Source organism: Dryocola clanedunensis subsp. sulfonylureivorans (assembly GCF_016756775.1).
GTDB lineage: Bacteria > Pseudomonadota > Gammaproteobacteria > Enterobacterales > Enterobacteriaceae > Dryocola > Dryocola clanedunensis.
In genome coordinates, this window is sequence record NZ_JAERMU010000081.1 from 1 (window position 1) to 584 (window position 584).

1 protein-coding gene is annotated in these 584 nt (G+C 49.7%); it reads left to right on the forward strand.

Annotated features, from left to right (window positions below):
- Positions 1-584 (forward strand): MBL fold metallo-hydrolase (locus tag HYQ67_RS23880; protein WP_202308668.1); only part of this gene is annotated, 584 nt, incomplete at both ends.

Here is a 584-nt window from a genome sequence, read left to right on the forward strand (position 1 = left end):
CTCAGCTTATCAATATCAGTGGATTATTTGAGGTTACCGACGGGGTCTACCAGATCCGTAACCTTGATTTATCTAACATGACAATCATTGAGGGCAAAGAGGGTGTCACCGTGGTCGACCCGCTTGTTTCTGCCGAAACAGCGAAAGTGGGTATGGATTTGTATTTCAAAAACCGCGGTAAGAAACCGGTTGTTGCCGTCATTTACACACACAGCCATGTTGACCATTACGGTGGAGTACGTGGCGTGGTGGATGAAGCAGACGTGAAGTCTGGCAAGGTTAAAATCTACGCGCCAGATGGTTTTATGGAAGCGGCGGTAGCCGAAAATATCATGGCGGGTAACGTCATGAGCCGCAGGGCCAGTTATATGTACGGTAACCTGCTGAAGCCTGAAGTAACGGGTCAGGTAGGAGCAGGCCTCGGAACAACGACATCAGCCGGTACCGTGACGCTGATTGCGCCAACCAATATCATTGAGAAAGACGGTCAGAAAGAGGTTATTGACGGTCTGACCTATGACTTCATGCTGGCGCCGGGCTCTGAAGCGCCTTCCGAAATGCTGTGGTATATCGAAGAGAAAAAA